This is a genomic window from Saccharopolyspora cebuensis (assembly GCF_039542665.1).
Classification (GTDB): Bacteria; Actinomycetota; Actinomycetes; order Mycobacteriales; family Pseudonocardiaceae; genus Saccharopolyspora; species Saccharopolyspora cebuensis.
The window spans coordinates 351,090-371,831 of record NZ_BAABII010000005.1 but is presented as its reverse complement, the minus strand read 5'-3'; the positions used below and the strand labels follow the sequence as shown (position 1 = coordinate 371,831).

18 protein-coding genes are annotated in these 20,742 nt (G+C 73.9%); 13 read left to right on the top strand and 5 right to left on the bottom strand.

Features of this window, described 5'->3' with window-relative positions; translation table 11 throughout:
• Positions 1-180: 180 nt before the first annotated feature.
• The 11 genes from ABD976_RS11430 to ABD976_RS11380 all read left to right on the top strand — a co-directional run bounded on the left by ABD976_RS11430 (position 181) and on the right by ABD976_RS11380 (position 12,814).
• The gene (locus ABD976_RS11430; RefSeq protein WP_345361587.1) at positions 181-315 is read left to right on the top strand and encodes a hypothetical protein; all 135 of its coding nucleotides are present in this window, start codon (positions 181-183) and stop codon (positions 313-315) included.
• Between the two features lie 171 nt (positions 316-486).
• Positions 487-1,773, top strand: coding sequence for an erythromycin esterase family protein (locus ABD976_RS11425; RefSeq protein ID WP_345361584.1), 1,287 nt, complete (start codon positions 487-489; stop codon positions 1,771-1,773).
• Between the two features lie 228 nt (positions 1,774-2,001).
• Positions 2,002-3,237, top strand: a complete 1,236-nt coding sequence (locus tag ABD976_RS11420) for a cytochrome P450 (protein WP_345361581.1) — start codon at positions 2,002-2,004, stop codon at positions 3,235-3,237.
• A gap of 319 nt (positions 3,238-3,556) precedes the next feature.
• Positions 3,557-4,783, top strand: coding sequence for a hypothetical protein (locus tag ABD976_RS11415; RefSeq protein WP_345361578.1), 1,227 nt, complete (start codon positions 3,557-3,559; stop codon positions 4,781-4,783).
• 88 nt (positions 4,784-4,871) lie between these two features.
• The gene (locus ABD976_RS11410; protein ID WP_345361575.1) at positions 4,872-5,627 is read left to right on the top strand and encodes a transglycosylase SLT domain-containing protein; all 756 of its coding nucleotides are present in this window, start codon (positions 4,872-4,874) and stop codon (positions 5,625-5,627) included.
• Positions 5,628-5,642: 15 nt separating this feature from the next.
• A complete protein-coding gene (locus ABD976_RS11405) occupies positions 5,643-6,761 on the top strand; it encodes a CHAP domain-containing protein (RefSeq protein WP_345361572.1) in 1,119 nt (372 codons plus the stop codon).
• The gene (locus ABD976_RS11400; protein WP_345361569.1) at positions 6,758-7,057 is read left to right on the top strand and encodes a YbaB/EbfC family nucleoid-associated protein; all 300 of its coding nucleotides are present in this window, start codon (positions 6,758-6,760) and stop codon (positions 7,055-7,057) included. The genes ABD976_RS11405 and ABD976_RS11400 overlap by 4 nt, the downstream gene beginning before the upstream one ends.
• Positions 7,054-7,404 carry a hypothetical protein gene (locus tag ABD976_RS11395; protein ID WP_345361566.1) on the top strand — a complete coding sequence of 117 codons (351 nt, stop codon included), beginning with the start codon at positions 7,054-7,056 and terminating at the stop codon, positions 7,402-7,404. The genes ABD976_RS11400 and ABD976_RS11395 overlap by 4 nt, the downstream gene beginning before the upstream one ends.
• A 286-nt stretch (positions 7,405-7,690) precedes the next feature.
• Positions 7,691-9,724: a putative bifunctional diguanylate cyclase/phosphodiesterase gene (locus ABD976_RS11390; protein WP_345361563.1), complete on the top strand. Its 2,034-nt coding sequence runs from the start codon at positions 7,691-7,693 to the stop codon at positions 9,722-9,724.
• A 123-nt stretch (positions 9,725-9,847) separates the two neighbouring features.
• Positions 9,848-11,452, top strand: a complete 1,605-nt coding sequence (locus tag ABD976_RS11385) for a catalase (RefSeq protein ID WP_345361560.1) — start codon at positions 9,848-9,850, stop codon at positions 11,450-11,452.
• A 120-nt stretch (positions 11,453-11,572) separates the two neighbouring features.
• Entirely contained in the window at positions 11,573-12,814 is a 1,242-nt protein-coding gene (locus ABD976_RS11380; RefSeq protein WP_345361557.1) for a PAS domain S-box protein, read from the top strand.
• A gap of 110 nt (positions 12,815-12,924) precedes the next feature.
• Here ABD976_RS11380 and ABD976_RS11375 read toward each other — a convergent pair whose 3' ends face one another.
• The 4 genes from ABD976_RS11375 to ABD976_RS11360 all read right to left on the bottom strand — a co-directional run bounded on the left by ABD976_RS11375 (position 12,925) and on the right by ABD976_RS11360 (position 15,813).
• On the bottom strand, positions 12,925-13,695 hold the full coding sequence (locus ABD976_RS11375) for an aminoglycoside phosphotransferase (protein WP_345361554.1): 771 nt from the start codon (positions 13,693-13,695) through the stop codon (positions 12,925-12,927).
• 306 nt (positions 13,696-14,001) lie between these two features.
• A complete protein-coding gene (locus ABD976_RS11370) occupies positions 14,002-14,277 on the bottom strand; it encodes a hypothetical protein (protein ID WP_345361551.1) in 276 nt (91 codons plus the stop codon).
• A 10-nt stretch (positions 14,278-14,287) separates the two neighbouring features.
• Positions 14,288-14,479: a hypothetical protein gene (locus ABD976_RS11365; protein WP_345361548.1), complete on the bottom strand. Its 192-nt coding sequence runs from the start codon at positions 14,477-14,479 to the stop codon at positions 14,288-14,290.
• 278 nt (positions 14,480-14,757) lie between these two features.
• Positions 14,758-15,813 (bottom strand): LacI family DNA-binding transcriptional regulator, encoded by a 1,056-nt coding sequence (locus tag ABD976_RS11360; RefSeq protein ID WP_345361545.1) that lies wholly within the window; start codon positions 15,811-15,813, stop codon positions 14,758-14,760.
• A 202-nt stretch (positions 15,814-16,015) separates the two neighbouring features.
• Here ABD976_RS11360 and ABD976_RS11355 point away from each other — a divergent pair, with 202 nt between their 5' ends.
• Positions 16,016-19,192 carry an arabinosyltransferase domain-containing protein gene (locus tag ABD976_RS11355; protein WP_345361542.1) on the top strand — a complete coding sequence of 1,059 codons (3,177 nt, stop codon included), beginning with the start codon at positions 16,016-16,018 and terminating at the stop codon, positions 19,190-19,192.
• A gap of 61 nt (positions 19,193-19,253) precedes the next feature.
• Positions 19,254-19,808 carry a sugar O-acetyltransferase gene (locus tag ABD976_RS11350; RefSeq protein ID WP_345361539.1) on the top strand — a complete coding sequence of 185 codons (555 nt, stop codon included), beginning with the start codon at positions 19,254-19,256 and terminating at the stop codon, positions 19,806-19,808.
• A 44-nt stretch (positions 19,809-19,852) separates the two neighbouring features.
• Here the strand turns inward: ABD976_RS11350 and ABD976_RS11345 are convergent, their stop codons facing one another.
• Positions 19,853-20,725: a hypothetical protein gene (locus tag ABD976_RS11345; protein WP_345361536.1), complete on the bottom strand. Its 873-nt coding sequence runs from the start codon at positions 20,723-20,725 to the stop codon at positions 19,853-19,855.
• Between the last annotated feature and the right edge of the window lie 17 nt (positions 20,726-20,742).

The following is a 20,742-nucleotide window of genomic DNA, read 5'->3' as shown; positions in this document are numbered from 1 at the left end:
TCGGCGCGGGATCGCTCCGGCGTCGCCGCGGCGATTCCGTGGGGGTGGCGCGCCGCGGAATCGGGCGCAGCGGACGAATCGTCGCCGCCGGCCGGCTCGGCACCCGGCGTGAACCACGTTTGGCGCGAACACTAGGGTGGATGGTTTCAGCACCCCGGTTCCCGCCCGTAGGCTGCGGACGTGGAGCCCGACGACGAACCCGGTGGCGACCCGGTGTGCTGGGCCGCGCGGGTCTGCCCGGAGTGCGGCGCCTTCGCCGAGGCGGAGCCGCCGACCCGCTGCGCGCGCTGCGGCGCGGAGATCCCGGCGTCCTGAGCCGCCCCGGGCGAGCTCGGCGCTCCGGGTAGGCTGGGCGGCATGGCAGTGGGCAGCCTCTTCCTCTGAATCGCTCCGCGTCGAGCCGCACGACACCCCGGCGACGCCGGGGGCTTCGCGCGCGCTCGCCGGGCCGCTGACACCCACCCCGCGAACCTGGAGCGATCGACCATGACTGCCCCGCACCTCGACCCCTTCGCCGCGTGGCTGCGCGAGCACGCCGGCACCTTCGGCGGCCTCGACCCGGACGCACCGCTGGACGACCTGGAACCGCTGCGCGACCTCATCGGGGACGCGCGGATCGTCGGGATCGGCGAAGGCGCCCACTTCGTCGACGAGTTCACCCGGCTGCGCCAGCGGGTGCTGCGCTTCCTCGCCGAGCGGTGCGGTTTCACCGTGCTGGCCTTCGAATTCGGCTTCAGCGAGGGCTACGCCCTGGACCGCTGGCTGCGCGGCGCCGGGGCGGACGCGGACCTCAGCGGGCTGAGCGGGACCACCGCGGCCGGTGCGAACCAGGGCTTCGCGCGCTGGCTGCGCCGCCACAACGCCACCAGCGGGCACCCGCTGCGCTTCGCCGGTGTCGACGTCCCGACCGCGGCCGGATCGCTGCGCCCGGCGCTGGAGCCGGTCGTCGACTACCTGCGGGACGTCGACCCGGACCTGGTGCCGCTGGCGCGGCGGGCTCTCGAGCTCGGCGACCGGTGCTCGGCGGACTCCGTGGCCGCCGCCGCACCGCTGTGGGCGGAGCTCGGCACCGCCGAGCAGGACGCGCTCACCGCGTCGCTGTCCCGGCTGCTGCTGCGGCTGCGCTCGCTGGAACCGCGCTACGTCGAGCGCAGCGACCAGGACCGCTACGACGTGGCGCGGCGCAGGCTGGAGGCGGCGTGGCACACCGACTACATGTTCGGCGCGATGCGGGACCTCTTCGCCGGTGGCGGGATGCCGGGCGACACCACGGTCCGGGAGCGCTACATGGCCGAGTCGGTGCGCTGGCACCTCGACCGCCTCGAACCGGCCGACCGGGTGGTCCTCGCCGCGCACAACAACCACCTCCAGCGCACCCCGATCAGCTTCGACGGCGAGCTGCTGGCCCTGCCGATGGGGCTGCACCTGCACCGGATGTTCGGCGAGGACTACCGGCCGCTGGCGGTGACGCACACCGCCGACCACGTGCCCGAGATGCATCCGGACGGAGTCGGTGAGCTCGGATACACCATCGCCGAAGCATCGTTCGGCCCGCCGGAGCCGGGCAGCGTCGAGGCCGGGGTGGTCGATGCCGGGTTCGGCGCCGCCTGCACCATCGCCGACCTGCGCCAGGCCCGCCAGGAGCTGCCCGCCGAGGTGCTGCCCGATCGCATCCGCGCGCAGGGCGCTCACGTGCGCACCGCGGTGGCCGAGGCCTTCGACGGCGTGCTGATCACTCCGACGGTCACCACCGACGCCACCGTGGGCTTCTAGGGCCGCTCCCGCCCGTGGCGTGCGTGGCGGTGCCGGGCCGCACCGCGAACGCCGCCTCCTGAGTCGGAGTTCCCGCGCCGGGGTGGTGTTGCGGCAACAGGCGCCCGCGGCCGGGTCCGATCGGTCCGTCCACTGAGGACGGTGGCGCGCGATCACCGGTTCGTGTCTCTTGTCGACGGGTCGCGGCCGGTCGGAGACTGGCAGCACCGACCGGCCGGGGAGGACCGAGTGCTGGACGAACTGCGCACCGCGTTCGCGGGCCGCCACCTGGGGACCCCGGACGAGCTCGACCGGCTCCGGCGGGAACGCCCGGCCGTCCGCGTCGACGGCGGGACGGGGCCGCGGACGTGGCTGCTGACCCGTCGCGAGGACGCCGCCGCGATGCTGCGCGACCCCCGGCTCAGCCGCGTCGCGCCGGTGGCCAGCGCCTATCCCGCGCACGCGGTGGAGATGCTCTCCGGCATCGACGCACCCCGGCACACCGCGCTGCGCCGCGCGGTCGCGGCGGCCTTCTCGGCCGGTGCCGTGGAGCAGCGCCGCCCGGGGATCGAGGCGGACGCCGCCCGGCTGCTGGACGGGCTCCTCGACCGGGGCGGCCCCGCCGACCTCTACGCGGAGTTCTGCCTGCCGCTGGCGACCCGCGCCACCTGGCGGATCACCGGTCTCCCCGAGGAGTTCCAGAAGGACAACGTGCGGTGGACCTACGGCTACCTGGGGATGACCGAGTTCACCCCGGCGGCCTGCGCGTCCTCCGCCGCGGCGCAGGCGCAGCTCGTCGCCGCCGTCGTGGACGCCAAGCGCCGCTGCCCCGGTGACGACCTGGTCAGCGCGTTGCTGGCCCGCCCGGACGTGCCGGAGGCCGACCTGTCCGTGCTGGTGGCCTCCCTGCACGTCAGCGGGCACGTCAAGACGGCGGTGCAGCTCGCGTCGGCGCTGCTGGTGCTGCTGCGTCGCCCCGAGCTGCTCGCCCGGTTGCGGGCCGAACCCGCGTTGGTGCCGGAGGCGGTGGAGGAGGTGCTGCGGTTCGCGCCGGTGCCCCAGGTGACGCACTCGCGCTACGCGACCGGGCCGATGCGGCTCGCCGGGGTGGACCTGGGGCGCGGCGACACCGTCTTCGCCGCGATCGCTTCGGCCAACCACGACGAGCGCGGTTGCCCGGAGCCGCACCGGATCCGGCTGGACCGCACCGCCCCGGTGTCGCTGACCTTCGGCCACGGCAAGCACTCCTGCCTCGGTGCGGTGCTGGCGCGGACCCTCCTGCACGTCGGGGTCGGCGCGTTCCTGGCAAGGAGCGACCGGCTGCGCGGGACCGCCGGACCGGCGGAACTGCCGTGGCTGGACGGGTTCCTCGCGCGGGGGCCGATCGGGCTGCCGGTGGACGTCGCGCCTGCCGCCGGGTCGGTGCGGCCCGACGCGGGCGGGTTTCCCGCGCCGTCCGGCGGAATCGCCTCGGGAACCCGGTAGGGGGCGCGGCTCCGGTGGTGCGCCCGTTGCTCCGTCCGGGGCGCGGCGGCCACGAAGGTGGAATTGAGCGCGGTCGTGCGTTCGCGGCATTCTCGGAGGTGGGAAGCAGGGTTCCGCGGCCCGGGGCTCCCGGTCCGCGGACCGGAGGAGGTGCGTCGATGTCGAAGCCCGGAACCGACCCGGTGCCGGGGTGCGGCGTGGTGCTCCGCCGCCGGGACGACCCCGGACCGGTGCCGGGACCGCGAACCTCGGCGAGGCCGGGAGACGGCGGTGGGGCCGCCGCCGATCCGAGCCGGGCTCCCGCTGCCGCAGGATTCCGATGAACCTGGCCCACCGCGCGTGCCGGGTGCGCGCGCCGTACCGGGTCGAGGTCGGCGCGGTGTTCTCCCGGGACGGCGTCGAGCGCGGTCCGCACGTGCTGACGGTGCTGCGCGACGGCCGGTGGACGCTGCGCCGCGCGGGGCCCGCCGAGCACTCCGGTCCGCCGGTGGCGGTCTCGCTCCCGGACGCCGTCGTCGCCCCGGCGCTGACCGACGCGCACGTGCACCCCCATCCCGGCATGGACTTCGGCGCGTTCCTCCGCTACGGGATCGCCCGCATCCGGGATCTGGGCTCGCTGCCGGACGCCGTGCCCCCGCTGCGGGGTTGTGCCGTGCCGGTTCCCGAGGTGGTCCGCTGCGGAGCTCTGCTGGACAGCCCCGGCCCGCCCCGGTTCTGGCTCGCGACGCCGTGGCGCAACGCCGACGACCTGCCCGGCGTGCTCGACGCCGCGGTCCGGCGGGACGGCTCCTGGCTCAAGCTCTACGCCGGGTTCCCACCGGAGCTCTACGGCGTCGTCGTGCCGCTCGCCCACGAGCGCGGCCTGCGGGTCGCGCTGCACCCGGCGCCCGGGACGGTGGAACCGGCGCTGCGCGCCGGGGTGGACGAGATCGAGCACCTCGGCTGCCTGGTCCCGGGTGAGCTCGGCGGGCCGCGGGGCACCCACCACGCCAACCGCGTGTGGGCGGCGCGGTCACCGGAGGACACCTGGCCGGTGCTGCCGCCGGGAACGGTGCTGTGCCCGACCCTGGTCGTCCAGCGGCGGCTGGTCGTGCACGCGGCCGAGCAGTGGGCCTTCACCGGCATCGAACCGGGGCTGGCCGCGTTCTGGCGGCGGATGGCGGTGGCGTCCCGGCCGTGGACGACCGCCGAGCTGCGCGCGGCCGAACGCGCGGAGAAGGAGATGGGCGCGGTGGTGCGGCGGCTGGTCGAATCGGGCGTCCGGTTGGTGGTCGGCAGCGACACCCCGAATCCCGGCGTGCTGCCCGGCGCCGGGCTGTGGGAGGAGCTCAACCTGCTCGGCGCCGCCGGGCTCGATCCGGCCCGGCTCTACCGGACCGCGTCGGTGACCGGCGAGGGGCTGGCCACCGCGGGGACCGAATCGCTGGCCTTCCTGCCGCTGACGTCGTTCAACGCCTTCCTGCGCGGCCACCCGTACCCGGTCGAACCCGTCACCGCGACCCTGTTCGGCGGCTGCCTGTTCACCCCGCCCGCCGCGAGCGGTTGAGCACCGGGCGCGGCCACCCGGCGGAATCGGCGGACGAGCTGTGCGAAACCGCCCATTCCGCGCGTGTCCCGGGGGCATACTCCTCGACGTGACCACACTCTCACCGGAGCAGATCGCCCAGCACGCCTACGATGCCGGCTTCCGCGGCGATGCCCTGGCCACCTCGGTGGCCGTGGCGCTCGCGGAGTCGGGCGGCAACACCGATGCGCACAACGACCAGCCGCCGGACGACTCCTACGGCCTGTGGCAGATCAACATGCTCGGGGACCTGGGGACGGCCCGGCGGGAGCAGTACGGGCTCGGCTCCGACGACGAGCTGCTGGACCCGGCGGAGAACGCCGCCGCCGCGTTCGAGATCTCCGGTGACGGCAAGGACTTCGGTCCGTGGACCACCTACGCGGACGGCAAGCACGAGAAGTACATGGACGAGGCGGAGAAGGCGGCGCGGGCGGTGTCGAGCGGCGGCGGGGGCAGCGGCGGCTCGGGCGGCGGCTCCGGTGGTGGCGGCGGAGGCGGTGGTGGCTTCTCCGTGGCCCCCGATCGCCTCACGACCTACACCCGGGAGGCCGAGCGGTTCGCCGACAACCTGGAGAACGTCGGGAAGAAGACGCTGAACTCGGTGCGCGGGATCGCCGCGGACAGCTTCGGCAAGGTCGGCGAGGAGACCGGGTTCTCGGCCGCGCTCGGCGATTTCGGCAAGAGCCTGGAGAACCAGGTCAAAGCCGTCGGGTCGAACGCCCGCAAACTCGGCGCGGCGACCTCGGAGGCCGCCAAGACCTACCGGGAGACCGACGAATCGGCGGCCAAGGAACTCACCAGCCTGCTCGGCCGGCTGACCAAGTGATCGGGGGAGCCCGCAGTGGACGTGCAAGGACTGGCGGATCGGTTCGCCGGTGAGCTCAAGGCCCACCAGGGCAAGCTCGAAGGCAAGCAGAACGAGGCGCGCACGGCGCAGGAAGCCCTGGAGTCGGCCGCCAAGGCGATCCAGGACCAGCGCGACGCCCAGCGCAAGGCGGCGGACACCCTGCTCGCGCACTGGGACAGCGAGGCGACGCCGGGTTTCGAGAAGAAGGTCGCCCGGTTCGACGCGGACCTCGACGCGACCGCCGAGGCCAGCCTGCGAGGCGCCCGGATCGTCGCCGAGGTGAGCAAGGCGCTCGACGGCAGGCACAGCGCCGTCGGCAACCTGATCGACGACTTCGCCGGCAAGGCCGGGCAGTTCATCCAGGCCGGGCTGGCGCTGGCCGGGGTCGCCGCCCCCGCCGGGCTGATGAAGGCGATCGCGGGCATCAGCGACCTGGCGCAGAGCTACCTCAAGGAATCCGGCGGGCAGCTCAAGGACGCCCGGGACGAGATGGAGGAGGCCGCGCGCAAACTGCGGGCGCTGCTGCGCGAGGTCGACACCGACGGCATCGCCGACCCGAAGCAGCCCGGCGACGGCAAGCCGGACCGGGAGGGCCAGGGCGGCGGCAAAGGCCCGGGCGGCAAAGGCCCGGACGGCGGCGGTGACGGCGGCGGAGGTGACGGCGGCGAGCAGGACGGCGCCGGGTCGGGTACGGCCGAGGAGATCCTGGACAACGCCCGCCAGCACCTCGGCTTCCAGGAAGGCCCGAACAACCAGAACAAGTGGGGACCCACCGGGCAGCCGTGGTGCTCCTACTTCGCCACCTCCATGTGGCGGGAGGCCGGGGTCGACATCGACAAGCTGGGCTTCACCGGCGACGTCTACAAGTGGGGCCAGGAGCAGGGCACCGCCTACGGCCAGGGCGACATCGCGGAGCAGGCCAAGCCCGGGGACGCGTTGCTGTTCGGCACCGGGCCGTCCTACGGCAACAGCACCCACATCGGCATCGTCGAGAAGGTCGAGGGCAACACGATCACGACCATCGAGGGCAATTCCGGCGACCAGGTGCGGCGGCGGACCTACACGTTCCCGCAGGACGCCGGCGAGTTCTACGGAGGGGTGCACCCGAAGTGATCATCACCGGGAATGCCGAGCGCGGCGGCGTCTCGATCGGCGTGGCGCCCGGCGGCGCGCTGCGGTCGGTCGAGCTGGAACCGGAGGCGCTCCGGCTCGGTCCGGCGGCGCTGGCCGCGACCATCACCGCCCTGGTCCGGGAGGCGACCAGGAACGCCAACCGGGCCGCCGAAGAAGCGATGCGCGACCGGCTCGGCGGCCTGACCGACGCCGACCTGGCCGCGTTGGGGCTGGCCCAGGACGACCCGCTGATCGAGGACGACGAGGAGCCCGGAACCGAGGGGTGGCGGCAGTGAGCGACGACCCGCGCAGCATCGACGACCTCATCGCGCTCGCCGAGGAGCTCCCCGCCTCGCGCGGTCTGGCGGCGGGCATGGACGCCATCCGCGGCCTCGCGCGCGGCGAGGGCATCAGCATGGCGGTGGACCTGCAGGGGATGCTGGTCGACCTGGAGCTGGACGAGCGGGCGCTGGCGCTCGGCCCGGAGGGGCTGGCCGCCGAGCTGTCCCGGCTCAGCGGCCAGGCCTGCTCGGACGCCCTGGAACAGGGGTTGATCGCCCTCGAGGCGTTGTGCGGGACCGAGGTGGCCGACGCGGTCAGCGGTGCCACCGGCGTCGACGTGGACGAGTCGCCGCGCGGCTGAGCACCCGCGCCCCGCCCGTGGCGGCGGGCGTGGCGAGCGGGCGGCCACGGCGTCGGCGAAGGCGGCCGGTGCGGGCCACCGCGGGGCGGCTCCCCCGAACGTCCAGCTCCGCGCGCCCGGGGCGGCTCCGCTGCACGGTCGCCCGGCGAATTCGGGGCGAGCACCTCACCCCTTCGGCGGGACGGGTGGCCGGTGGGGCGGGCCCGGGTTTGGGCGGTCCCGCCCGGGGCTATGCCGAGGACGGCACCGGAGGCTGTCCGGTCCGTCGTGCCTCGGAGGTGGCGTGGTGGTCGGTGACCTGTGGGTGCGCCGGGCCGCGGACCTGCCGCTGCCCGGCGCACCGGCCGTGCTGAGCGCCCCGGGCGGCGTCATCGTGCGGGTGACCGATGCCGCCGTGGACCTGGTCGGGGTCGATTCGGCGGCCGAGCTGATCGGACTGGACCTGGGCGAACTGCTGTCCCAGGAGGATGCGGTGTGCCGGGTGCCCGGCGGTGCCGTGGTCCGACCGGTGAGCTGGCCGCACGTCGTGGAGCCCCGGCTGCTCGTCACCCTGCTGGTCGAGGTTTCGGACCTGGTCAGCCCGCTCGGGGAACTGCCCGCCGAGCTGCGCGGGTGGCCGCTGGAGCTCCAGCGCTTCGCCCGGGTCGGTGCCTACCCGCTGCGGGACGCGCAGCGCCAGGCCAAGATCGGCACCTGGGAGTGGGATCCCACCACCGGCGCGATGTGGCTGTCGGAGCTGCTGCGCGAGCTCATCGGGGTTCCCACCGGGGAGCCGTTCAACCTCGACGACTTCCTCCGCGGGATCCACCCTGAGGACCGGGAACGGGTCCGGACGGCGCTGACCGGCCTCATCGAACGCGACCACAACCTCGTCGTCGAGTTCCGGATGCTGCTCCCGCAGGAACGCGTGTTCCGGGTGCACGGTACGGCGATGCGGCTGTCCGGAGAGCCGTTCGCGCTGGTCGGCACCGCCCAGGACGTGACCGAGCAGCGCAGGCCCGAGCAGGGCGAGGAGGAGCAGCCGACGCGGGACGAGGTCACCGGGCTGCTCGACCGCACCGCCGCGCTCGGAGAGATCGCCCGCCTCGACGCCGATCCGCGCGCCGACGCCGCCGTGCTGTGCTGCGGGATCGACAACTTCAAGCGGGTGACCATCTCGCTCGGCGGGCACGAGGCCGGGGACGAGCTGCTCGCCGCGCTGGCCCGCCGGTTGCAGGACGGCGTGCCCGACGGCTGCGCGGTGGTGCGCGGATCGGGCGAGGACGAGTTCGTGATCTTCTGCCCGGACGTCGCCGCGGTCGGTGGGCTGGGGGAGCTGACCGGCCGGGTGTCCGGGTTGCTGCGCACCACCGTTCCGGTGCACGGCCACCTGATCCAGGTCTCGGCGGCCATCGGGGTCGCGGTCCGCGGTGCCAACGCGACCAGCGGCGCCGACCTGCTGCGCTTCGCCAACGCCGCGATGGTCGAGGCCGAGGGCAAGGGCGGTGCCGGGCAGGTCGCCTTCGCCGGTCCCGCGACGATGGCGGCGGCGGACTGGCAGCTCCCGCTGGAGGAGCGGCTGCGGGAGGCGTTGCACGAGGACGGCCTCGAACTGCACTACCAGCCCCTGGTCGCCGCGGACGGGACCATCCTCGGTGCCGAGGCGCTGGTGCGCTGGCACTACCCGGAGCACGGACCGGTGAGCCCGGCGACGTTCCTGCCGGTCGCCGAGCGCGGCGGACTGCTGCGGGACCTCGACCGGTGGGTGCTGCGCACGGCCCTGCGGGAAGCCGCCGGGTGGCGGCTGCCGGACGGGGGCGGACCGCTCATCGCGCTCAACCTGGCCGAACTGGTGCCCGGCGATGCCGACTTCGTCGGCGTGGTGGAGTCGGTGGTGACCGAAGCCGGGATCGACTGGCACCGGATCATCCTCGAACTCGTCGAGTCCGACCTGGTGGACCTGCGACCGAGGGCGCGGGGCGGGATGCGCGAGCTCGCCGAGCGGGGGGCGCGGTTCGCCATCGACGACTTCGGCACCGGCTATTCCTCGCTGGGCCGGTTGAAGGAACTGCCCGCCCAGATCATCAAGATCGACCGCCGGTTCGTGGCGGCCGTCGAGCAGGACACGGCGGACTTCGCGGTGACCCGGGCGATCGTGGACATGGCGCGCGCGATGGGGCGGTGGTGCGTGGCCGAAGGGGTGGAGACGGCCTCGCAGGTGAGCATCTTGTCCGCCCTCGGGGTGGAGTTCTACCAGGGCTGGGCGTTCTCCCCGGCGGTGCCCGCCGAGCGGTTCCGCGAGCTGCTCGCCGATTCGGCGCTGCCGCCACCGGAGCGGTGATCACAATGGACTGTTCACCCGGACGTGCCGAACTCCCGATCGGTGCGATTTTCCGTCCGGACTGCCGGGTACGTCCGGGGCATGAGCGAGCGCGAGTCCTCTTCGGAACATGATCGTCCTCGGGTGCTGACCAACCGCCAGGGGCACCCCGTCTACGACAACCAGAACCAGCGAACGGTCGGCAAGCGCGGCCCGGCGACCCTGGAGAACTACCAGTTCCTGGAGAAGATCAGCCATTTCGACCGGGAGCGGATCCCGGAGCGGGTGGTCCACGCCCGGGGGTTCACCTCGTTCGGGTACTTCGAGTCCTACGGCGCGTGGGGCGATCGGCCGATCGGCGAGTTCACCCGGGCCAGGCTGTTCGCCGAGCGCGGCAAGCGGACCGACGTCGCGGTCCGGTTCTCCACGGTCATCGGTGGCCGGGATTCGGCGGAGACCGCCCGCGACCCGCGCGGCTTCGCGGTCAAGTTCTACACCGAGGACGGCAACTGGGACCTCGTGGGCAACAACCTCGCGGTGTTCTTCATCCGCGACGCCATCAAGTTCCCGGACGTGATCCACGCGCTGAAACCGGACCCGATCACCTTCCGCCAGGACCCGAACCGGATCTTCGACTTCATGTCGCAGACGCCGGAGAGCATGCACATGCTGGTCAACCTGTTCAGCCCGCGCGGCATCCCGGCGGACTACCGGCACATGCAAGGTTTCGGCGTCAACACCTACAAGTGGGTCAACCAGGCCGGTGACACGGTGTTGGTGAAGTACCACTGGATCCCCACGGCGGGCGTCAAGAGCATGACCGAGGCGGATGCGGCGCAGATCCAGGCCACCGACCTCGGTCACGCCAGCAAGGACCTGTACGAGGCGATCGAGCGCGGTGACTTCCCCGAGTGGGAGCTGCGGGTGCAGATGATGGAGGACCACGAGCACCCGGAGCTCAACTGGGACCCGCTGGATGACACGAAGGTGTGGCCGGAGAACGAGTACCCGGCGCAGCCGGTCGGCCGCATGGTGCTCAACCGCAACGTGGACAACAACTTCGCCGAGAACGAGCAGATCTCGTTCGGCACCGGCGTGCTCGTGGACGGGCTCGACTTCTCCGACGACAAGATGCTGGTGGGGCGCACCTTCTCCTACAGCGATACGCAGCGCTACCGGGTGGGGCCGAACTACCTGCAACTCCCGGTCAACCAGGCCAAGCAGGCGACCGTGCACACCAACCAGCGGGACGGCCAGATGGCCTACGACCAGGACCAGGGCGGGCGCAACCCGCACGTCAACTACGAGCCCTCGATCAACGGGGGACTGGTCGAAGGCGAGTACCCGACGCACGACGAGCAGGGCCCGGAGATCCGCGGCCGGATCACCCGGGCCCGCATCGAACGCCCCGACGACTACGAGCAGGCCGGTCAGCGCTACCTGCTGATGGAGCAGTGGGAGCGCGACGACCTGGTGCGGAACCTGGTCGAGAACCTGTCGCAGTGCGCGCGGCCCATCCAGGAACGGATGGTGTGGCACTTCCTGCTGTGCGAGGACGACCTGGGCCTGCGGGTCGGTGAAGGCCTGGGCATCGCCCCGGCCGACGTCGCGGGTCTGGAACCGCTGCAGCAGCAGGACCTCTCCGAGGCGGATCGGCGGCGGCTGGGCAATCTCGGCGGCAACGGTCCGCGCGAGGTCGGCGACCTGGTGATGACCCACTGCGTGCCCGACGAACGGATGTCCGGTTGAGATCGCGACCGTCGTGCCCGGCCGGTCGGCGGCCCGCGTCGTCCGGGGATCGACGCGGGCCGCCCCCGTGCGGTGGTGCGGCGCGGGGCCCGGGCCGGCGTTGACCGCGGGATCGAAGCCGTGAACGTGGACGGGATCGCCGCGAAGGCCTGGGAGACGCTGTGGGAGCAGCTCGCCGGGCCCATGGCGTTCGTCGACCTGCAAGGGCGCCACCTCGACGTGAACCCGTCCATGTGCCGGATGCTCCGCTACGACCGGGCGGAGCTGATGGAGCTGCGTCCGGCGGACGTCACGCACCCCGGTGATCCGGTGCTCGACAAGGCGTCGATCGCCAGGCTCATCGCCGAGGGCGGCACCCTCTCCTCGGTGGAGAAGCGCTTGGTGCGCTCCGACGGCACGATGGTCTGGGTGCTGATCAACAGCTCCCTGGTGCGCGACGAGGTCGGGAATCCGCTGCTCATCGTGTCCCAGTTCCACGACATCACCGCTCGGCGGCAGTCGGAGATGCTGTGGCACCAGACGCTGGCCAACGCGCCGATCGGGATGGCCCTGATGGATCTCGACGGGCGGTGGATCGAGGTCAACGAACGGTTGGCGTCGCTGGTGGGCTACCGCCGCGAGGACATGGTCGGCCGCCCGTCGCACGAGACCATCTACGACGGGTATCGGCACGATGCCGAGCGGGTGCTGGACGATCTGCGGGAGGGCAGGCGGACCGCCGGGGCGATGGAGATCTGCCTGCGCCACCGCGACGGGCACCCGTTCTGGATGCTGACCCGGTACGGCGTGGTGCCCGGTGCCGACGACCGGCCGGCGTACCTCGTCTCCCAGTTCGAGCCCCTCGGCGATGACCTCGCGATGAGCCCGGAGCGGCTCACCGAGCTGACTCGGATGGCCTTGCGCGACCCGCTGACCGGGCTGGCGAACCGGGCGCTGCTGATCGAGCGGTTCCAGCAGGAGGTGGCGGCGCTGGGCGAGCAGGGGGGCGGGCTCGCGGTGCTCACCGTCGACCTCGACGGCTTCAAGCCGGTCAACGACCGCTACGGGCACCACGTCGGCGATGACCTGCTCCGGGTGGTGGCCGACAAGCTGGTCACCGTGGTGCGCTGCGCGGACACCGTCGCCAGGGTCGGCGGCGACGAGTTCGTCGTGCTCGCCCTGGTCCGGGATCGCGCCCACGCCGACGACCTCCGGGAGCGGGTGGTGCGGCAGGTCAACGCCGACGTGGTCGTGTCGGGCCGGGCCATCGCGCTGCGGGCCAGCGTCGGCATCGCCCACACCGACGACCCCGCCGTGGCGCCCGCCGACCTGATGCGCCGCGCCGACCAGGACATGTACGGGCGCAAGGAACGCGCCCGCTGATCGGAGGTGCGGACGTCGCCCGCGAGCGGTGGTCGCGAGCGACCGCTCCGCGAGCACGCCGGTCCGGAGGCGCTCCCGACGGGGACGGGGCACCGCACCGGCGCGGTCGGTCAGGCCCGGGCGCCCGCGGAACGGGGAGCGGCCGCGATGCCACCGCCGTGCCGGTGGTGGGCCCACCGCGCGGCGGCGTCCCGGAGCTGGTGCGTCCAGCCGCTCGGGTGCTCCTCGGCCGTGGCCCGCCAGAGCCCGGCCTGCGCGGTCGAGAACAGGTTGAGGTCCGCGGCCGACGCGCTCGACCACGAGGGCACCCCCGCGGCCCACCGCTCGGCCTCGCGCGGGTGGTGGCCGGCGGAGATCAACCAGACCACCCAGCACGCCGGGTCGATCCACGCCGCTCCCCGGGTGGCCCAGGCCCAGTCGACCAGCCGCGCGATCCCGCGGTGCCCGGTGCGGGCGATGAGCACGTTGGTGTGGTTCAGGTCGGTGTGCAGCAGCGCTTCCCCCGAGAAGGCCACGGCATCGGCCGGCTCGTCGAGGTAGGTGGCCCACCGCCGTGCCGCGTCCTTGAGCTCGACCTCCGGGCAGCGCAGTCGGCCGAGCGCGGTGAGCAGGTCCACCACGAGCGGGAGGTCCGTCGACCCGGGGCGGAAGTCGGCGCCCCGGCCGGCGAGGTGTTCGAACCCGAGCAGGTCCCAGCCCGCGCTCGTCACCCGCCAGAGCAGGGCGGCGCTCACCGGCCGCACGCGCGGGTTGACCGCCGCCTCGCGCGCCTGCGTCCACGCCCGCGGGTGGTCCTGGCGCAGGCCCTTGACGAAGACCGGCCCGCTGGCGGTGTCCAGGGTGGCGGCGACCTGGCTGTTGAAGCCGTGACGGGTCGACACCGCGCCACGGACCGCGCCCGTGCGTTCGTGGACGGCGGCGCGGAGGGACGGTGGCAGGTCTGCCCAGCTTCGACTTGGTGGCACGCGGTGCAGCATAGGGAGCGGGCGTGCCCCGATCCGGTCGACACGCGAGCGGGCCCCGGCGGTGCGCTGCCGCGATGACCCGGCCGTGCGACCCGGCGGCCCCCGCTTCGCCGTCGAGCAGAGCGCCTCCCGATGCCCATGCCGCGGCCGCCCGCAGCGCTCGGCGCAGCAGCGGCAGCGCAGCCCGCGACCACCGCGCGACCTCGGTCTTCCACCCACCCATCACCTGCTCCTTCCGACCTGGTCAGCGTGCCCACCGGCGAGCACCCGCCGGATCGGCCGAACGGCCGGGAAACCCCCGCCCGCCTCGGCCGACAGGCCGGGTTCCCGGGCACCCACCTGGCCGGGAGGACGACCCCCCGGCGTGTCCGACGCACGTCGTCGAGCGGGCATCGCCCGGGCGGTGGCCATGGGGGAGGACGTGATCGCGTGCCTGCCGCTGGCCCGGCGGGGCTGTCCACCGGCCTCGCCGAGCTGGAACGCCTGCTCGACGGGCATCCGCAGCCGGTCACCTGGTGCTGGAACCCCGCGCGGCACCGCGGCCGCCCGGCAGCTGCTGCGCGGGCTGCTGCGTCTGCTGGGGCTGGAGGTGCCGTTGCTGCTGCTGTCCGACGACCTCTCGCCGGTCGGGGCGCTGAGCTTCGGCGCGCTGGCCGGGGCGGTGGGCCTCCCCGGCGGGCGCGAACTGCTGGTCGGGCACACCCTGTCCGGGCACCATGAGGAGGACGTCGCCGCGCCCGTCCGGCGCACACCGGACGACGACCACCTGTGGCGCTGCCCGTGCGACGTGTGCGCGGGCACGCGGCTCGACCGGTCAGCCCGTCGTCGCCCTGCCCCGGTGCGGTGCCGACCCGGGCGCCGGAAGAACCGTCCACAATGGAACATGCGCCGGTCGGTGCTGAGCACGCCTCCGGGGCGCAGCGTGCAGGTGCGCGAGCGAGCCGCCGAGGCAGCTGATCGCGTCGCGCACGCCCCGGCTCAGCGCGGGGGCGCGGTGCTGTCCCTGGAGACCAGTTCGGTCGGCAGCAGCAGTCGCTTGCCGGTGCCCCCGCGCATCACCTCGACCAGCATGTCGGCCGCGCGGCGCCCCTTCTCCACCAGCGGCTGGGAGACCGTGGTGAGCCCGGCCGTCGCGGCGGCGGGCAGGTCGTCGAAGCCGGTGACCGAGATGTCCTCGGGCACCCGCGCCCCGCGTTCGGCGAGCACGTCGAGCGCGGCGAGGGCGAGCACGTCGGTGCTGGCGAGCACGGCGGTGAACCCGCCCTCGTCGAGCAGCGTGCGGGCGGCGCGCAGCGACAGCGCCCGGTTGAACCCGCCCGCCTCGACGACGGTGGTCCGGCCGAAGTCCAACCCGTGCGCGGCGAACGCGGACCGGTAGCCGCCGATGCGCTCCCGGGCCACGCGGTCGCGGATCCTCCGGAACCGACCGCGCGGGACCACGCCGCGCCGCCCGTCGGGGGCGAGGCGGTCGACGAGGACGCCGATCCGGCGGTGCCCCAGCTCGAGCAGGTGGCGGGCGGCCTGCTCGGCGCCCCGGCGGTCGCGGATGCCCACCGACGGCACGCCGGGCAGCAGCGGGGAGTCGATCACGACCATCGGCGCGCCTCGCCTGCGGACCGCGTCCAGGGCCGGGTGCCGGTCGGGCATCGCGTAGGCGAGGAACCCGTCCACGGCGCTGCGCAGCGCCACCCGCGCGGCGTGGGCGTCGCGCTCGTCGGCGGACCGGGCGATGTCCGCGGCGGGGAAGGGCAGCAGCGTCAGCGCGACCTCGGCGAGCTCGCCGACCTCGGCGATGCCGCGCAGCAGGTACGTGGTCGCCGGGTCGTCGAAGGCGAGCGCCAGCGAGTCGGTCATCATCAGGCCCAGCGCTCCGAAGTGGCCGGTGCGCAGGTTCTGGCCGCCGGGATTCGGGCCGGCGTAACCGATCTCGTCGGCGATGCGCAGCACGCGGTCGCGCAGGGCCGAGGAGATCTTCTCCGGCCGGGTGTAGGCGTAGGACACCGTTGCCTGGGACACCTGTGCGACCTGCGCCACGTCCTTCATGGTGACCAAGGCAACACACCCCCAGCGCGGTGACGCGGTGGTTCCCGCCACCGCGCAGCGCACTGTAGTCCGCACCGCCGCGGCGGGTGCTACCAGGCCGGTTCTGGCGCTGCCGACCCCGGTTATACGTTTCGACGCGTCCTTCCCTACGCTCTTCGGGTCGTAGTTCACCGCACGGATGGGATTCGATCGCGTGGCTCTTCGGTCGCGCCCGGTCGCCGACCGGGACGTATCGCCGCGGACGAGGAAGGCCCGGTGGTGGGCGGCACTGCTCGGGCTGGCGGGTGCGCTGCTCGCGGTGGCGGTGCCCTTCCTGCCGGTCAAGCACGACGTGACGACGCTGCGGTGGCCGACCTCGCACGGCACCGAGTCGGTCGAGGCGCCGCTGGTGACCTACGCGCCGCTGTGGCTGGACGCCGAGGTGCCGTGCGCCGCCGCGCGGGACCTCGACGCGCGCACCACCGGCCCGGCCGTGCTGCTCAGCACCAACGCCCCCGACTCGCCCTACGGCGCGCTGTCCGGGCTCAGCGCCACGATCGACGGCGGGCAGGTCTCGCTGTTCTCCAAGGGGGAGCTCACCGGGACCGCCCCGCTGCCCGCCGGGAACTGCTCGCTCACCGTCCACGCCGACGCCGAGGGCACCGAGGCCGCGGTCGGCGGGGAGCAGCTGGCCGCGCTCACCGGTGATCAGCGCCCGCAGCTCACCGGCGTCTTCTCCGACTTCGACGACGCGGTGGACGACGTGCGGGGCATGTCGGTCGAAGCCCGCGTCGACGACCGGTTCGCCAGCTACGCCACCGGGCTCAAGCTCGCCGTGATGGCGCTGGCGGTGCTGTGCTTCCTCGGTTCGGTGTTCGCGCTGCGGCGGCTGGACGACCGCGGCGGCCGCCGGGCGCCCCGGCTGGCCCCGTCCCGCTGGTGGCGGCCGACCGCGCAGGACACCGTGGTCGTCGGCGTGCTGCTGGTCTGGTGGCTGATCGGCGCGATGACCGCCGACGACGGCTACATCCTGACGATGGCGCGCTCGGCCGAGAGCGCGGGCTACGTCACCAACTACTTCCGCTGGTTCGCCAACCCGGAGTCGCCGTTCGGCTGGCACTACGAGCTGCTCGCGCTGTGGGTGCAGATCTCGACCGCGACGCCGTGGGTGCGCCTGCCCGCGCTGCTGATGGGCATCGGCTCCTGGCTGCTGATCAGCCGGGGCGTGCTGCCCCGGCTCGGCCGCCAGGTCCGGCGCAGCGGGGCGGCGGTGTGGGCCGCCGCCATGGTCTTCCTGGCGTCCTGGCTGCCCTACAACAACGGCATCCGCCCGGAGCCGGTGGTGGTGCTGTTCACGCTGCTGTCGCTGTGCCTGGTGGAGCGCGCGGTGGCCACCCGGCGGTTGACGCCGGCGGTGCTGGGACTGGTCGCGGCGGCCTTCGGGCTGGGCGTGAACCCGCACGGCATGGTCGCGGTGCTGCCGTTCGTGGTGGCGATCAAGCCGCTGCTGGCGATGGTGCGGGAGCGGATCCGCCAGTTCGGCGTGCTGCCGGTGCTGGCGCCGATCGCGGCGTCCGGCCTGGTCCTGCTGGTGGCGGTGTTCGCCGACCAGACCTTCCGCTCCGTGCTGGAGGCCGTCGAGCTCAAGCAGATGTTCGGCCCGAACGGCAAGTGGTACGAGGAGCTCAGCCGCTACACGCTGCTGTTCAGCGGCGGCCAGGACGGCTCGCTGAGCAGGCGGGTGCCGGTGCTGCTGCTGATCCTGTGCGTGGTGACCACCGGTGCGGTGCTGCTGCGGCGCAACCGGATCCGGGGTGCCGCGCTGGGGCCGAGCCGGCGGTTGCTGGCGATGGCCGCGCTGTGCTTCGTGGCGCTGGCGCTGACCCCCACCAAGCACACCCACCACTTCGGCATCCTCGCCGCGGTGTGCGGTGCGATGGCGGCGCTGACCGCGCTGGCCACCAGTTCGACGGTGCTGCGCTCCCGCCGCAACCGCACCGGGTTCTTCGCTTGCCTGATGGTGGTCTGCGCCTTCGCGGTGACCGGGCCGAACGCCTGGTGGTACGTGTCGGGCTGGGGCGTGCCGTGGTTCGACAAGCCGCCATCGCTGGACGGGCGCACGCTGAGCACGGCGTTCCTCGCGGTGGCGGCCGTGGCCGGGATCGTCGCGCTGGTCGAGCACCTGCGCCTGGACGACAACGGCGCGGGCGAGGGACGCGGCCGGGCGCTGCGGCGCGGCACGGCCTCGCTGACCATCGTGTGCTCGCTGCTGGTCGCGGGTGAGGTCGCGACGTTCGTCAAGGGCATCCACAAGCAGTGGGGCGGCTACAGCCTCGGTGCCGACAGCGTCGAGCAGATCGCCGGGGCCAGCTGCGGGTTGTCCGACCACGTCGAGGTCGAGGCGGACCCGAGGGCGGGCGTGCTGACCCCCTCGGCCCGGCAGCCCACCGTCGCGGCGCCCTCGGTGCGGCCGACGCGCACCGAGACCGCCGACGAGTACTTGGCGCCGCGCACCCAGGGCTTCGCCCGCGACGCCCTGCCCACCGGTGACAGCAGCATGCCGGGGCAGCTCGACTGGGATTCGCCGGCCGGGTTCGGCGGTGACGACGCGCCGCTTTGGGGGACCTACCGGCACGGCGACGGTGTCGGCGAGCTCCGCACGCCGTGGTACGACCTGCCCGAACGGGCGGCCAGCGGTGAGCTGCCGGTGGTGCTGGCCTACGCGGGCTCGGCCAGCGGGACCAACCGCCTCACCGTCGAGTGGGGACGGCAGACGGCCGACGGGTTCGAGATCGTCGAGCGCTCCCGGGTCGACGAGGACTCGCCGGACCGGTGGCGGGACCACCGGGCGCAGGCCGAAGGCGCGACCCAGGTGCGCCTCGTCGCCGAGGACCGGTCCGTGGGCCAGCAGGCGTGGCTGGCCGTGAGCGCGCCCCGGGTCCCCGAGTTGACCTCGATGACCGAGCTGGTCGGGGAGTCGACGACGTTCGTGGAGTGGCCGGCCGCGCTGGTGCACCCGTGCCTGCGGATCTCGGAGCTGCGCGGCGGGATCGCCGAGATCCCGGAGTACCGGGTCTCGGGCGGCGGACCGGTGCGCGACATCGGGCAGGGCTGGTCCTCCTCGGACGCCGGCGGCCCGTTCGGCTGGCTCAACGTCACCAGCAGCGTGCGGGAGCTGCCGACGTACCTGCGCGGCGACCTGGACCGGGACTGGGGTTCGCTGTACCGGGTGGAGTCGTTCGCCCCGGAGGCGCTGCCCGCCGAGGCGGCGCTGGAGGTGCACACCGAGACCCGCAACGGCCTCTGGTCGCCCGGACCGCTGGCCACCCCGGTGACGCTGCCCGCCCGCGCCCCGCAGACCTCCGACCGGGACGACCCCGCCGCGGAATGACCGGAGCGCGGGAGCGCGGGGTGGTCGCCGGGGGTGCAGGATCGGACGCGGGAGGTGCCGGATGAGCGGGCAGAAGGAGCGGATGCTGGCCGGTGAGCTGTACCGGGCCGACGATCCGGAGATCGCCGCCGACGCCCGGCGGGCGGCCGAGCTCAGCGAGCGGTTCAACAACTCGTCGGTGTCCGACCTCGTCGCCCGGCGCGCGGTGCTCGCCGAACTGCTCGGCGAGCTGGGCGAGGGCGCCGAGGTCCGGCCGCCGCTGCACGTGGACTACGGCTACCAGATCAGCCTGGGCGCCGGTTCGTTCGTCAACTTCGGCGCGGTGCTGCTGGACGTGGGGCGGATCTCGATCGGCGCCCACGCCCAGTTCGGCCCCCGGGTCCAGCTCCTCACCGCGACGCACCCGCTGGATGCCGAGCAGCGGCGCGCCGGGTGGGAATCGGCCCGTCCGATCACGCTCGGCGACAACGTCTGGCTCGGCGGCGGCGTCATCGTCTGCCCCGGCGTGACCATCGGCGACAACACCGTGGTGGGGGCCGGGGCGGTCGTCACCCGCGACCTGCCCGCCGACGTCGTGGCGGTCGGCAACCCGGCGAAGGTCGTGCGCGAGCTCTGAGCGGTCCTCGGCGGGCGCGCGGTCCGCCCGCCGAGGACCGGCCATCAGCTCGCCGGGACCGAGCAGGTCGTACCGCCGAGGATGAGCACCGAGGTGTCCAGGTCGGTGCGGACGCCGTCGACCAGGACGTAGCTGGCGACCTCCACGCGCCATCCCGAGGTGGCGTTGACGTCCCCGGTCCGCCACTGGTCGGTGGGCACCAGGTCCGCCGCGTCGGTCACCCGGCGCACCGAGATGTCCGCGTACTGCGGCAGGTTCTGGTGCTCCATCGTGGTCCGCGGCAGCCGCAGCGGAACGTCCCGCACCTCGTAGCTCTCGCCCGCGGCGGGCACCGGGACGGCCGCCAGCCCGCGGTCGGGCTGCCGCACCCACATCCCGGAGGCCGCCGTCGATGCCGAGACCCGTTGCGGGGAGCGGCATTCCGCCTCGCTGCGCACGTCGTCGAGGTACAGCCAGCGGTGGTCCTCGGCGGAGTCGCCGAGCGCGTTCTGGGCTTCCAGCAGGTAGTCGGCCGAGACCGTCGCGCTCGGCGTTCCGTCGCCCCGCATCGCCGCGCTGGACTCGAAGTGCGCATCCGCCGTCGCACCGCTGGGCGGGGTGTCGCCGAACACCCCGGCATCGGCGTTGACGTGGATGAACCAGGCGGTGCCGGTGGACATCGGGCCGACCGGGAGGAAGTCCTCAGCGGACTCGGCGGACGGCGGGACGACACCGTTGACGCCGCGCTGCTCGGGGGAGCCGAACACCTCCGCGAAGCGTTCCTGCTCCGCTTCGAACGCGGGGACGTGGTAGGCGCCGGTGAAGGCGTAGGCGACGGGTCCCTCCGTCGTGGCCAGCGCCGGCCCCGCGGCGCCGAGCAGGAGGGCGGCGGAGGCGCCCAGCGCGGCCCACCCTCCGAAACGAGATGCATCCAACACGCTGACTCCTTCAGGAC

What these genes read in the sequence shown, in the direction of transcription:
- ABD976_RS11415 (WP_345361578.1), top strand. Translation starts at nt 3,557, where the DNA reads ATGAACCTGGCCCACCGCGCGTGCCGGGTGCGCGCGCCGTACCGGGTC.
- ABD976_RS11370 (WP_345361551.1), bottom strand. Translation starts at nt 14,277, where the DNA reads ATGCCCGTCGAGCAGGCGTTCCAGCTCGGCGAGGCCGGTGGACAGCCC.
- ABD976_RS11425 (WP_345361584.1), top strand. Translation starts at nt 487, where the DNA reads ATGACTGCCCCGCACCTCGACCCCTTCGCCGCGTGGCTGCGCGAGCAC.
- ABD976_RS11350 (WP_345361539.1), top strand. Translation starts at nt 19,254, where the DNA reads ATGAGCGGGCAGAAGGAGCGGATGCTGGCCGGTGAGCTGTACCGGGCC.